Source organism: Flavobacterium sp. DSR3-2 (assembly GCF_049896525.1).
In the GTDB taxonomy this organism is placed as follows: Bacteria; Bacteroidota; Bacteroidia; order Flavobacteriales; family Flavobacteriaceae; genus Flavobacterium.
On the sequence record NZ_JAFCUM010000012.1, the window covers coordinates 21,721 to 35,868 of the forward strand.

Consider the following 14,148-nt stretch of genomic DNA (forward strand, 5'->3'; position numbering starts at 1 on the left):
TTTTAGAAATCCATTTCCATTAGAGTACTTATTGTGATCAAGTCGTTTAGAACTATCGGATTGAGTTTGTTTTTATCTTTGGTGTCAAATGCTCTCAAATAACAAAAAGTTGCTTTAGAACCTGCTGAATTTAATGTCAAAATGACTTCAAATACCCTTTCTTTCGGATTGTTTGAAGTTGCATTGCAGCTTAAATTAACCTCATTTGAAAGTAATTCTCCTTTGTCATTGTACAAACCAATATTGCAATCCAGACTCTTCAATTCATTTGACACGGGTTCATTTTGGAGTAGCGTCACTTTAATGGATCCTGTCGCAATTTTATTGACATTATCAATTCTTTTGAACGTTACTATCTCTGTCGTTTCCTTTTTCTGTTTATAGTATTTTATTACAGGTGTAATTAGCTCCTGTATGCTTGCGCCACCATGAACAAATTGGACCCCTATGTTTCCTTGTTTACGAAATCTGTTTATTGCTCTTGGTATGGCTATTTTTAGATCAGTGTCTATATTGGTCGTGTTTTTCATGTCCAATACGTAACCATCTTGTTTACCAATAAAATCATCACTAATTACAAAACGTGAATTGTCTTTAATATACCCTTTACCTTTGGGTAGTACTTCTCTATCGTTCTCTTTTAATTGATTATGATTGTATAAAAAACCATGGTCAGAGGTAACTAAAACATGTGAAATATTCCAGCCATAAACTTTTTGAATAAGACGTTTTATCTGATCCACTGCTTTTGAAGTCTCTTCTAAAGTTTCATGTTCGGTACGTTTTTTATCCCCAATAGCATCTATCCAATCGTGGTAGATATAGACTAATTTATTTTTGATAAAAAACTTTCTTCCTTTCTCCCGATCAAACTTTATAATTTCAGCATAGTCAATGGTAACACTTTCTGTTACCACCTCTTGTAATATGGCTTGACGATATTGACTGATGGTAGGTTTGCCATTAATTTTATAGACTAGGTCTTGTTCTCCTTTTTCTACGGTAATGCCTTTATGGGGCAATAAATTCGTCATCCCTAAATTCGTATATGAAGGAATGGAAGCAAGACAAGGCTGTATGGTTAAATTGTTTTTGCTGTCGGCTAATAAATCATTGTAAAGTTCAAATCCCAATTCGTAACGGAACGCATCTGAAATTATTACCGCCATTTTGTAATCTACGTCTTTTAAATTGTCTTCGAAAAAATTGAATTGTTTTTTACAGTCTATGTTGTGGAAATTAAAATTATTTTCTGCCAACAACTTTTGCCACTCACTATTGAATTCAATTAAAAACCGATCGTACTTATTATTTAATGCTTCGAATACTGGAAGTGCAGTGTGTTCAAATTCTTCAAGATGGTCTCTCACATTATCAAATGCGATTACGGCCTTTCTATAGTTGTAATCTACCTTGTGGAGTTCAGTTGTATATTCATTGATATAAGCTTCTGCCGTGTTGAATCGAAATGATTTGTAACTTTCCAAAATGGCATACATTGCTGCAGCATGATAGAGAAAATTAATTTGATTTTTTATGTATTCTGAAATGGCTTCTTCTTTTCTCCAGCGAATACATTCTTCTTTTGTTTTTAAGGCATTCGTACCTACTTCACTGTAGAGCATTTTTAGAATTGCATCCAGCATCTCTTCAGAATAATATCCGTATTCTGTGGTAGAACCATACCAATTTATTATTGCTAATGCATTTACCTTATTTCCCAAGGTTGAGAATATGTGGTCAATGTTTTTATTGGTTGCTTGATTTTTTTGCCATTCTTCAAAGAATTTCAGCAGTTTGTAACTGTCAGCCGCTCGTTTTATTTTTAAAGAGGTATAGGTGTCGGTTGCCTTTGCTTTAGTGACGTTGGCGACAATTATGTTGTATTTTAATTTTGTAATCCAGTTTGTGGCCGACTCAATTGATAAATTGTCTTCTTTTGAGTCCAGTAGATTATTAAACCAAGTTATCAATAGGGTATCAAGTTCTAATTCCTTTAGTGTTGCGTTTGTTTTATTGAATTTGGTTTCATCCAAAGAAAGATTTAACCATTTGTTCATACAATTGAATCGATCTTCTACCGAGTTGAAATCGAGGACAATTGATAGGATACCTCTTTTTAAATTATCTTCATTGAAATTTTCAGGATCTAGGATTCGAGCTAATTTTTTTTGAGTGCTTTTTATTTTTAAAAGCTTGAAATAGTCAGAAACCAAATTGGTATGGTATTCCTGTAGTTTGTATGCTGCCATGAATTCAGAAACCTCATCTAGTTTGAGTTCTATATTGGCTGCAAGTAAATCAAGTAATGGATATTTTTTTGCCTTTTTTCCTTCTGGTTTTGCAAAAGGATGGTACAGAAGTACTTTTACGGCATTCCATTCCATTTCCAGTTTGTATTTTAACTCAAAATAGTTTTGAGTTACTTCTATTACTTTTATACCGGCTTCTTCAATAGCGGTTAATTCTTCTTTTTTTGATCCATCTGTATCAAAATAGAAGAGTATATTTTTATCACTTTCTGTAAGTGTTTGAATTACTTTGTCTGCAAACATTGTTTTTTACTTATAAAATTAGGTGTGATCTACCAATACTCTCTTTCATTTTATTCTCCACATTTGCGGCTTCAGCGAATTCGTACCATTTTTTCACAGCCTGATCAATTTGCTGGATGATGGTATTCGCCTTTTTTATATTCATAGATTTTGCTACTGTCAGTAAATCTTCTCTTGTAATATAGGTTCTCTTACCATTGATACTTAAGTTATGCTGACTTACCCAATCACTATCTGGGCGATAGGCAAAACAAATATCATACGCAGGAGAAAGTTCCCAATCACCCTCTTTCTTTAGTCGAAATGCAAAGTTTTTCGTGTGATCATCACAATTTCTTGCTATTACATTAAACACCATTCTTCTGTATAACTGTTCCGCTTGTGGATATGGCAGTTTTAATAAACGCATGGTCTGAAACAACTGTTCGTAACTAAAACTCGTTATTTGGTTAAAGTCATAGTGTTGCATCGCACATAACGTTTGTATGTGGTGTTTTTGATCGCCATCTTCTCTGTCAAAACGTTTCGTCATGAAATGCGCTCTACCATTTTCTTCGTATAAACGGCACTCCATCATATCAATTCCAGCTGCTTTTGCCATAAGATAATAGGCCATTTCAATTCTGCCATAGCCAGTACTTGCACCAAACTGCACATCACTTACCGTATCAAGTTTAATTAACCAATGCTCGAATCCTTTTGGGGCATTTGTTTGTCCGGATTTTACCTGTCCCGTTTTTTCGTTATAGGCAATAATGGCTTTTGGACGTGCACCACCAGCTGAGGTTCCAATTTTAAGGATGTCCATCATAGCTTCTTGCTCGTTTTGGTTTAGATTGGCTGAAAAACCTTCTCTTTTGTACAGCATTTTTTGAGAGATGGCTACCAAGCTATCCACTTCTATATCAAATGCTCTTTTATTTACATTAAATTGGGAAGGTTCAAATTCCAGCGCACCCATTCCACGGGTTCCTATAAAGCAAAGCATTTCAACAGGGTTCATACTGTTTTCCGGTCGACCATTTTGGGCCAGCCAACTGTTGATTAATTGATTTCCATAATCATCTGGCAATACATCTGCCAGCAGTCCAGGAAGTCCTTTAAAGGTTTTTACTTCTTTTAATTCCGTGAAAGTAAAAATACGTCCACGGGCATTATTGGCAGGCATTTTTAAGGGGGCTAAATCCCAATTTTTCGCCAAGAATTTCGCCTCATATTCAAAACTAGCTACTCCTGTTTCTGTATTCCAAGCAACAGCTCCCACCGTTTCGTTCCATATTTTAACAAATGCCGTTGTTATCATTACCAATCTGATTTTTTATTAGAATCATTGTCACTGCTTCTCGCTCTTTGTCTTTTTTGCTGATCTAGTTTAGCCAACTCTATAGGACTTATTTGTTCTTGTATCTTGAATACATCCATAATATAAAGAAGATCTAATACTCTTAATACTTGAATCAAGGTTGGGACTGTTATTGTTTCCCCCTTTTCCAGTAAGCTGAGTGTAGAACGACTTATATTTGCTGCTCCTGCAACTTCTTCTTGCGTTTTGTTCTGCGATAAGCGATGGTGTTTAACAAAGGCACCGATGTTTTGCGCCAGAGCTGTATCGCTCATTGCTATCCAGTTTATGTATGGTGTATCATTCATAAAGTAGTTATTTATGGTTTAATGACTGATGTATCATACAAATATAGCTAATTTTAATCAAAAATTTAATAAATAACTTTATAAGACTATCTCAGTAAGAACGTTTTCGTCTTCATCTTCATCTAAAATTTCCATCGGTACATAGTCTTCGCAAAAGGATTTAAATTTGTCTTCCGAATTTTTATCCCAGAAAATGATTCTTTCTTGATTTAAAAGGCCTAAAACTTTTTTATACACCTCTTGTGTTTGTTCAGTAATAACAATGATTAACACCCCTGATGTCCTCGTAATAATAGTGTAAGCAAATTCAAATGCTTCTTTTTCAAATTCTAAAGGAATATAAGTTGACCAGATAACACATTCCTTTTCTAACCCTTTCAAACTTAAAATGGAATCCGACTCTACCTTTATATCTTTTCGAGATAACAGATTTCTTAAGTTATAATCTCTTTCCAATATACAGGTATTTTTTAGATCAAAAATTTTGTAGTGCTCGATTATACTTTCTATTTTAGGAATAAGTACTTCTTCGGATTCACCATATACTACAATAGGTCTTGCACCTGGAGGAGCGCCTTTATATGGTACAATATTAGAAGTGCCTTCTGAATTACTAAAATGTTTGTTGATTGCTTGCGATAAACCACTTATGCATTCACTAATCCTTACTGGTAATCGATAGGAACCTTCAAGTTTATGATTCTTTCTCGTCATCATATTCTTATCTCTTGGAATTCGTGCTGCTAAACCAAGATGAATGGCTTGAGCCAAATCACCACCAATAGTTAATTTGTTTGGATCGTTGATTAATGAATAGAATATTTTAAAATCGGCGTCAGTACAATCTTGAAATTCATCTACTAAAATATAATCATATTTGAAACCGATTTGATTGTTATTTAATCGTGAAAGTAAATATTGTCGTCTTATGGTAAAACTTTCTATTCCTTCTTTATGCATTCGCGTAGCATATCGTTTTAGACATTCAAACACTAATTTTCTACGTTCACTATTTTTTTGCAGTGATGGATTATTGCCTCTACCAATCCTAGATACATTTAAATAAACATCTTCACTCCTTGTAATACCTACTTGTAAACCATAAATCACCCGATGGTATTCTTCAAAGATAAAATCAGCATTTAGTATGTTGTCGTATAAATTCGTTGTGATATTTTCTTCTTTTTTTACATCTTGAATGATTTCATTTAATAAGGTATTATGTTGATTCATATCTACTAAGCCTCTGTAAGAAACGCTACCAATATGTTTGGGTAACATATCAAAATGTAACAATCTTATGTTTGCTATTTTTGAACCTGTAAAGCGGATGATGCATGAAGGCTGAGTAGCCCCATTAAATCCAGTATCATAGGTTATAGAAAATCTATTTTCATCTAACATATCGACTAACCATTCGGATAGTTTTTTGATTAAAGATTTGTTGAAAGTGGTCACTAATATTTGAAGTTTTGGATCATAATTATGTTCCTCAACAATATTTTTAACTTTTTCAGTAATTACGATGCTTTTACCGCAACCTGCAGGCCCAATAATAGTGGTAGGTCTTTCGCCATTTTCTGCAGCTTTCTTTTGAAATTCATTCAAGATAACTTCTCTACGGATTGTTATCGGCGGATGAAATACATCTATATTTTCAATGTGTTTTCCTTGCTCGAACATTGCTAATTGCGGTCGTTCGAAAATGATTGCAGCATTACTTGCATCATACCAAGAGGTATTTCGTTTTAACTCTTCAATAGAAAGTATTTTTCCTAATTGTCCACGAATTGAATTTATATTCGTCAGCGTCCTATTAAATAACAAATGGGAGGATTGTATTGTTTGACTGGTATACTTTAACTTTAAAAAATCTTGCTTTAGTAATGGAAAATATTTAGCTGCTTTCTTTTCCGATGTCAGTAGGAGCACCGCTGAAGGCTTGTAAATATCAACTATTTTCAAAAAATCTTTGCTTATTTCTACTTGGTTATCGGAATCATCAAATAAATAACTGGCTGCTAAAATACTATTGGCTGTAGAAACTCCATGATTGTTATTCCATGAATTTACTTCGTATTCAATTCTAAAATCTGCATCAATTTCCGGATAGGAAAGTACAAATTCTTTCCAAAGATAATCCCTATTATAATGGAGCATAAATGGGCTGGAATCGATATTTACAATCGTTAATTTAGGTGTCGCTTTTCCTAATCTTTTTAGCCCTACATAAATTAATCCCAAACTCCATTGAATGGCGCCAGCACCAGCGCCTAAATCAAACACTATGAGCTCTTGACCCTGGAATTGAATGACTTTATCTAAGAAGAAAGAAAGAAACGTATTAATTCGGCGTGGGTGATACCACAGTGTATAAGCAAATGCAGTATTGGGACGATCGTAACATAAGTCCTTGCCTCTAATTAAATTATAGCTTTCTATATGACATTGTTTTAAGTCGTATTGAAAATTTAATTTTGCTTTATTCTCATTATAGTATTTAACGGAAGCATTGGCTACCACCTTATCGAGATTGTCCTGTTGAGATAACAGCCAAGTTTTTAATTCTTCCTTCATAAATAGTTGTTATTTATTAAATACTATATTGGTGCAAAACCATTTTTTCCTTCTCCTAACCACGGTAATTGATTTCTAAATTCTTCCACGACGTCATTGTATTTTTCATCTGTCCATTGCATTTTTTTTATTTGGTCGCGAGCATCAGCACCCGTACCTGCAATAAATTTTCCTTTGTCTTGATGAAAGGGTTGGACGATGAATTTTTTTACTCCTGTTGCCAATAATTGTTCTGTGAATTCTTTAGCATTTTCGACAGGTAGTAGTGGTGTCATTGTAATGCATGTTTGCACACCAGCTTCAGTAATTTCTTGTATTGCTTTTAAACGTACTTTGTTAGAAGGACAATGCGGTTCAAAAGCTTTGCGAACTGCTTCGCTATCTGTAGTAACGGTCATGTTAACCTGTATCACTTCGAACTTCTTGTATAAATCAATATCTCGCGTTGCTAACGGGCTCCGTGTTTGAATAACCAATCTTACCTTGTGGTATTCTATTAATTCTTTTAATATGCTCCTAGTGAGTTCTAAATCCTTTTCTATCGGCTGATAGGGATCTGTAACGCTACTCATGTAAATGGTTTTATCTATAAGTGGTTTTTTTCTTTTTTTCATTAGTAACTGGAGTGCATTTTCTTTCACTCGCAACCACTTTCCCCAATTGTCTTTGTCATCAGTAGAACGCGAAAAGAAGGCTGCATAGCAATAATTGCAACCAAAAGAGCATCCTGAATAGGGATTTAGGGTATAATCATAGGCTCCCATAAAACCCTTGGCCTCGGTTAAAATTCCTGATGCTTGCACATAATCAATACTCGTATTACCTAATTTGGTTTTACGAGGATTGTTGTTTTCTTCTTCTTCTAAACTACTGAATAGATCCATATTAATTTTTAACTATAGTTTTAAAACGCATTATTTAATTTAGGCAACACACCATTTTGACTGTAATAATTATACAATAGCACGGATTCTAAGTAAGATGGGGGAGTTTGCTCGTTTGTATATAAGATGTGAAATGTCAATGTATTCACATTGTTGTTTTGCATATAATTAAATACATAGTCATTAGTTAGTACATCTCGACCATTTACTTTACCTCTTGTAGCAATTAATCTATTTTCAATAGAATGGGAACCTAACTGGCCGTTTGTTTTTATTTTACCAGCCATTCCGATATATACAATTTCTCCTGTTTCAGTGTTTTCCCAAATGTAAACCCCATACGAATTAGCCTGAATCTCAAGACGTATTAACTGATTGTATAAACTTCTGCCATTGGGTTGTAAAAATAACTGATGAGGTACCTCGAAAAAGGTATTGTTGTTGATATACTCATTGGCAATCTGCATTATTTCAGGTATTGTCATTTCTAAAATGTAATTAAATAATTTTGTTTCATTAGAGTAAGTACCTCTCCTAATAGTTTGTTTGCATGAGTGAAATTTGAAATTTGACTGTTTAAGTTTACAATTTGTTTATTCCCATGGAATAAATTATTTCTAAACCGTAGAAGAATCAGTAATAATGCTTCAAGAATTTCTTGTGGGGTCGTAACTTCTCTTATTAAAACCTTTCGTATTTTTTCTTTTGCTCTTATGTCAGATGCAAAAGTCCTGAATTGCAATCCTTCAATATTTATTTCACCATTTTGACTATATCTATCAATAAAATACTTTAAATAAGGATTTACTAATTCATTAGAAATTGCAGTCCTGTCATTTAAATTCACAACAAAACTTTCTATCTTTTGAACATTAGCAAAATTCCCGCAAGCAAAATTTTCAAACATATTCCAAAATAAAGCAAAGTTTTTAATACGTTCAATGCCCTGACCTTGGAGATCAATTGTATTGTCAAAAAAATTATTTATCCACTCTAACTCATTAAAATCTTCCATATCCAATTTTAAAAATTATCCATGACAAATTCTACAATTTTCGTTTTCCTTTTTGAAATGGCTTCATTGTCCCATAACTTTGTTTCAGAAACAAATTGACTAATTTCATTATGTTGTTTCAAATCAGTATAGGTCTTTAATTTTTTATCAAAAACGTCATTACTAATACTACAATTATGAGATTTTGAAAGTAGTAAGTAATTTCCTAAACAGTTTTGATATTGGTTTCTAAATTCTTCATTATAAACACCATATCCGTGAGGCTTTATTTTTGGCTCTGTGCTTGGTGCAATATGTTCTAATTCTGGACTAAAAACTTTATCAAATCTTGAGGTAACATACCCTTTGTTTCCTTTAGTTTCTAAATGGGTTTCATATTTCCATAAAATGAATTTTGCAGCCTTATGGTCTACTTTGCCCTGAATTGACCTCTCTAATTCATTATTATTCCAATAATTCCACCACCCATCATTTGTGTTTTTCAGATGATTTAATCTGCTAACTATGGGGTGAATGTTTGGATTATTAATTGTAAATTCATTATAAACACTATTTAATCTTGATGTAATTACTGCTTTTGTTCCAATTAATCTATTTCTTAACACTAATGCTTCAAAATTTCTACATAATTCAGCTATTGTTGTAGTAGGTAAACCAAAACGGTAGGCTTTTAAAATAAAAGGAACAGCTATGCCTATTCCACCCAAAGTAATTAAGGAATGAATGTCGATATTTTCTCTTTCATCTTTTCCAAAAAATCTTGTGAGGTGTTCAAAACTGATCGCCAAGCTTTTTGTAAACTCTTTGACAAATTCAATACCATTGTTTTTTGTTAATTCTTCGTTTACTCTAATAATAGCATTGGTTTCCCATAGTGAGTTGAAGTGCACTCTTAATGTATATGTCAAGACATCGTCTTCACTAATTTTATATTCAATTGAAGAAATAGATTTGTATATTTTTTCAAAACGCTCTTTTATATCTTTAATTATTTCTTCCTTCTCGTCACCACCATATAGATGAACTTGGTACATGAATTGCGCTTTTATAATTTCAAGATTAGTTGGCTGTTTTCCTCTGTTGTTTTGAAAAATAAACATTTGGATGGCCTCTGATTCATTTGCCACTTCATGAGTCGTACAAACGGCTGTAGTAACTGCTGTCAATATTTGTGTACAATAGTCCTCGTTTTTATCTTTTAATAAATTATTGAAATAATCAAAAGCGGCTACGATACGCTTACCGGATTCTGTTTCAATACCGTTTGTATCTTTTTTGTCTTGATTAACTACATAATCCTTGAAAAGCAAATTATCATAGTCAACGGTTTCGAAATGAATGGTACTTCTTCTTTTTATAGTATTTTCAAATAGAACTTCTTCTTTTTCAGTTAACTCTCTTTTCTCTCTTAGTGATTTGAATATAGCTGAAAGGAAAATAGCAATGGATGTTAGCCTTTGCTGACCATCAATGATATTGAACAAATAATCTCCTTTCCTTTCGAATAAAAAGTGTCCAAAGTAGTACGGAGATGCTGATTTACTATTTAAATAATTTTCTAAGTCTTGAACAAAAACATCAATTTGTGTTGCACGATTTCTATTCTCTTTTGGTATCTCCCAAGCGTAGGCTCTTTGATAGCTAGGAACGATTATTTTATTAGTTCCATTTAATATCTCTGCAATTGTTGTTTTTGCTTCCATGTATATTTTTATATTTTTTTAATTGTTTTTTTTTATTTATTATATTTTGGCCACAGCTCCTTCAAATTTCTCATAATTCACAGTCACCCCATCGTCTAAATCAAAGCTAGTGGGTTGCAATGCCAATGTTTTTAAAACTTCATTGTAATCCCTACATTCTAGTTCCCAAGAACGGAGTTTTTCCAGACGTTTGAGTTCATTTTTACTCAAGTTGCTTTCGTTGGCTATTGCTTTTTCAATTTCGTTTTTGATCCATTCCTGGTGCGGGTGGAGGTATTGGCGTTGTATTTTACTCACGGTATACTTATCCATACGGTGCATATACACCAAAACTTTGAAAGCTGATGCTTGCGGTTTTTTAGGATTAGAACAAAACAGCCAATAAATAGGTTTCTTTTTGTAACGGCTAGTATGATCTTTCCAGAATTGTTCGTTGAGGTATTTGTCTAGATCGCTACCTAGACATTCGTTGATGAAGTTCAAGTTTTCCGTTAGGGTTTCTTCGCCCCAAAGGTTGTGAACTAAGTTTTTTACTCGCACCAAAGCATCATCCGGGAAAGCGCATTCACTACCCATAAGAGGAATTATGGCATCTTCTTCAATTTCAACGGATTGCGTTATGCCTTGTAATGACACTTCATAGCACGCTAACTCTTCCTCGGTTGGGTTTGGATGCGCGATATGTAAGCCCGTTTTGTCTAAGCGGTAGCGCCCCATAAATAAACCGATGCTGTAACTGATGAATTGACTGATTACTTCGTCTTTCTTGATAGGCAGATTACAATAATGGTTAATTGTTAATGGTAAATTATTATCATTTTCATTAACCTTTAGCCTTTGATCATTATTGTCTTTTTTCCATTTTTTGTAGCTCGTTAACAATTGATCATTATTCATTAACAATTGATTGCGGTCTAGTTCTTCTTGCAATATGGTAATGTCTTTTAACGCCACCTCTGGGATTAACTCTTCTTGCAAGCCATAAATATCTATAAAAATACGATTGAGTTCTTCCTCGTTTTCATGCAACTGAAAGAAATCTTGGGTTGCGTTATCCTGCCATTTTTCGTAAGCTGCTTTTAGTGATATACTTTCATTGAATAAGGGTGATTGTTCTAAATCCCATGAGGTTTCTCTTGAATCCCAATCTTTTTTGGAAATAGATCTCGTTATTTCTACAATATTTTCAATTATATTGTTTTTTTTAAGCAACAATGGAATTTTTGAAATATTACCAGGTAGAATATTCAGAGTTGGATTAATTGTTTTTAAAAAGTGTAAGGCTACCCTTGAATTAAGAAAGCCAAGTAAATATTTATATGAGATATCATTATTGAAAGGAAATGCACTGGCACTAGCATCATTAAATATATAGCCAACTTCTTGATGCCTTACGGAAAATCCCCCTGATGATATTTTAGTCCAACATATTCCTTCACCGCATAATTGATAATCACTATTGAAATTATGGGCAAGTAACCTTTTTCCATTTTCATGTAATTTGGTTTTCATTTCTTCACCATCATTACTCCAATTAATTATCGTTAAGTAATTACCATACCATCTTCTAAAATCACCACCTTTAATTTGTGGATACCATTTTTTATTGGAATTCTTAGATTCTTCAGCTGTAATACAGTTAAAAAAGCAATTTATAATATTAACTTCATACCAATTTTTTATGTAGTATTCATTATCACCAGTAACTAGGCCAATTCTCGTTTCACAATAATCTTCAATTTTTAAACTATCAACAAATAGACTAACAGTTTTATTTTTAATCCAGTATGACAATGGACTTCCAGGTATTTTCTCGAAATTTTGTTGCAGAATATTTTGGTAACGTTTTTTTTCGGCAAGAAACTTGGTTTCTTTCAAACTGTTGTTTTTGTAATCAACCAATCTAACATACGTACCATCTTTAATTCTTTTCCCATTTTCTAAAACAAAAGCTGTCGATTGTACCACTTCGCCACTTAGCTCTTCAAATGCTCGTGGTCCTAGGTGCAACATGTTTACAATTCCATAATTTAATATAATGTGCTCTCGTAATTTTTCATACGATGATAAAAACATCCATGAATGTTGGTTTATCATTCCCATCAAACCTGTAGGCACATTCATAGACAAACAAACTTCCATGAACACGGCAAACAAGTCGGATTTAGATAAAGGATAATTGTCGTTTACGTAGTTTTTTAACTCGGCATTCATGCTTTTTTGCCCCATGTAAGGTGGGTTTGCTACTACCGCTGTGTATTTCCTGGTCAGTACCAACAATACTTCTAAAAACGGTTTCAGATAGTTCCACAAATCCTGTTGCAAAAAGTCTAAAGTTCCTGCTTGGTGTAGGGTAAACCAGTTTTGGTATTGTTTAGCTATAAAATCATGGGCTTCTGGCGAAAGTGCTATTTTTAGGGCTGCGCCAATGTTTTTTCCTTGGTTTAATAAAAGTAATGCTTCTTTAAGTTCGGCTACAAAGCCTGCACCTTGAGGTGTTAAGAAACTTTGTAAATCATCGAGTTGAAAATGGTGGGTTTCCGGGAAACTGTAAATATGCGGTAATAAAAGGGCATTATTTTCTGTAGCATTTATTATTTCAGGATAGAATTCTGCAGCTTTTAATAATACGGCAAAACGCGCCAATTGCATGGCACGGTCGTCAATATCTAAGCCATATAGGTTGTTTTGTAAAATGCTGATTACGGAATTTTTGGCGGTGTAGCCCTGTTCGCGGTACATTTTGAATAATAGGTCGAAACCGGTTACCAGAATATGTCCGCTCCCTGAAGCTGGATCAATTAATGTAAGCTCCTCTAAATTATTAATGGTTAATTGTGAATTGTTAATGGGATTGCTTCGTTCCTCGCAATGACTTTCGAGGAGGTATTTCATCTCTGGTTTTAGAGAAGAGGTTTTGTCGAAGTCGAGGTAGATTTTTCCCACGGTGTTTTCGACCATGTATTTTACAATCCACTTGGGTGTAAAGATTTGTGTTGCCGCCGGAATGTCTTCGGGTCTGGCTTTTTTATTGGCTTTGAAGCCCTTGAAAACTTCGTCTTTTTTGTCGGAAATGTAGAATTGGTATAACCAACCTATGAGTTCTACTTCTTTGTAATCTTCATCAGGAATTTGATCGCTGTTCAACAAGTCGATGATGCCGTTACGTTGCAAAAGGTTGTTGGGTAACAGAATTTCAGTATAATCATCAATATGCCCGAACACATCGTGTACTAATGTGTTGTTGTTGCATAAACGCGTTAACAATAAACTCAATGCTTGTTCTTCCTGATCGTCTAACAAATATTGTTGCAATAAGTCAATGTACTTTTGTTGCTTCAGCTGGTGCTGCCCTCTTTTAGCATTTTGTACCAATATGGGCGTTTTCAGATCCGGAACATATTCTAAAGCAGGTTGCATATAACCTCTTTTTTCCAGAATTTTAATAGCCATAAGTCGATTGAACCAAGTGTATGCAGCTTCTTCAATGGTGTCCTGAACAGCTTGTTTGCTGGTTAGTCTGGTCTTTAATTTTTGCCATTTTGGTGGTACGCTTTCATCATTGAAAATTTGACCTCTAAAAATATATCCACCAGTTGTAGTTTCCAGATTTTCATTACTGTTTCCATTTGCATCAAAACCCCAATATAGTAAACGTTGTTTTACACCTTCCATCAACAAAAGGCGTGCTTGTTTTGCAAATGATTTTATGTTATTTGTATTCAAAATGTAATTGTTAATGATTAATTATTAATGGTTAGCTG

Annotated in this window: 9 protein-coding genes; all 9 read right to left on the bottom strand. The window is 33.7% G+C overall.

What is annotated here, in order from left to right:
- Positions 1-2 precede the first annotated feature (2 nt).
- The 9 genes from pglZ to pglX all read right to left on the bottom strand — a co-directional run bounded on the left by pglZ (position 3) and on the right by pglX (position 14,110).
- Positions 3-2,555: a BREX-1 system phosphatase PglZ type A gene (gene pglZ, locus ACP7AV_RS13395; RefSeq protein WP_426092373.1), complete on the bottom strand. Its 2,553-nt coding sequence runs from the start codon at positions 2,553-2,555 to the stop codon at positions 3-5.
- Between the two features lie 10 nt (positions 2,556-2,565).
- The gene (locus ACP7AV_RS13400) at positions 2,566-3,858 is read right to left on the bottom strand and encodes a type II toxin-antitoxin system HipA family toxin (RefSeq protein WP_426092374.1); all 1,293 of its coding nucleotides are present in this window, start codon (positions 3,856-3,858) and stop codon (positions 2,566-2,568) included.
- On the bottom strand, positions 3,858-4,205 hold the full coding sequence (locus ACP7AV_RS13405; RefSeq protein ID WP_426092375.1) for a helix-turn-helix domain-containing protein: 348 nt from the start codon (positions 4,203-4,205) through the stop codon (positions 3,858-3,860). The genes ACP7AV_RS13400 and ACP7AV_RS13405 overlap by 1 nt, the downstream gene beginning before the upstream one ends.
- 78 nt (positions 4,206-4,283) lie before the next feature.
- Positions 4,284-6,782: a UvrD-helicase domain-containing protein gene (locus ACP7AV_RS13410; protein ID WP_426092376.1), complete on the bottom strand. Its 2,499-nt coding sequence runs from the start codon at positions 6,780-6,782 to the stop codon at positions 4,284-4,286.
- A 23-nt stretch (positions 6,783-6,805) separates the two neighbouring features.
- Positions 6,806-7,666, bottom strand: coding sequence for an SPL family radical SAM protein (locus ACP7AV_RS13415; protein ID WP_426092377.1), 861 nt, complete (start codon positions 7,664-7,666; stop codon positions 6,806-6,808).
- Positions 7,667-7,686: 20 nt separating this feature from the next.
- Positions 7,687-8,151, bottom strand: a complete 465-nt coding sequence (locus ACP7AV_RS13420; RefSeq protein ID WP_426092378.1) for a hypothetical protein — start codon at positions 8,149-8,151, stop codon at positions 7,687-7,689.
- Between the two features lie 2 nt (positions 8,152-8,153).
- Positions 8,154-8,681 carry a hypothetical protein gene (locus tag ACP7AV_RS13425; protein ID WP_426092379.1) on the bottom strand — a complete coding sequence of 176 codons (528 nt, stop codon included), beginning with the start codon at positions 8,679-8,681 and terminating at the stop codon, positions 8,154-8,156.
- Positions 8,682-8,689: 8 nt separating this feature from the next.
- The gene (locus ACP7AV_RS13430) at positions 8,690-10,384 is read right to left on the bottom strand and encodes a DUF262 domain-containing protein (protein ID WP_426092380.1); all 1,695 of its coding nucleotides are present in this window, start codon (positions 10,382-10,384) and stop codon (positions 8,690-8,692) included.
- A gap of 39 nt (positions 10,385-10,423) precedes the next feature.
- A complete protein-coding gene (pglX, locus tag ACP7AV_RS13435; RefSeq protein ID WP_426092381.1) occupies positions 10,424-14,110 on the bottom strand; it encodes a BREX-1 system adenine-specific DNA-methyltransferase PglX in 3,687 nt (1,228 codons plus the stop codon).
- Between the last annotated feature and the right edge of the window lie 38 nt (positions 14,111-14,148).